General features: G+C 37.9%; 1 protein-coding gene. It reads right to left on the reverse strand.

The features are described 5' to 3' along the window. Positions 1–425 (reverse strand): N-6 DNA methylase (locus L0M85_RS09895; protein WP_238656944.1); only part of this gene is annotated, 425 nt, incomplete at both ends.

The raw sequence follows: 425 nt of genomic DNA on the forward strand, positions 1-425 counted from the left end.
TTATCCATTGTGCCAATAGAAGAGATAATCGAAACTTGTCCTCCATCTCTTACTAAATCAAGTGAGTGTTTGACAAAGTAATCATGAATCATATAAGGTTTATCATAGTTTTTATCTGCAATGCGAAAATTTCCAAATGGAACATTCGTTAAGACTAAATCAAAACTATTATTTTGATAGGAAACTTCTTCAAATCCTCGCACTTCAATATGGGTATTGGGGTGGAGTTGTTTTGCGATTGCGCCTGTCACGCTGTCTAATTCAACTCCATAGAGTTCTGACCTCTCTCGTATACTTCTAGGCATAGCCGCAAAGAAGTTCCCAGCCCCCATAGAAGGATCTAAAATCCTTCCTCCTTCAAAACCATCATCCAGTAATTTTTGCCAAATCTGGCGAATAATCATTGGGTCTGTATAATAGGCTGT

It is taken from the genome of Streptococcus sp. DFI.7.26 (genome assembly GCF_022240605.1).
Classification (GTDB): domain Bacteria; phylum Bacillota; class Bacilli; order Lactobacillales; family Streptococcaceae; genus Streptococcus; species Streptococcus xiaochunlingii.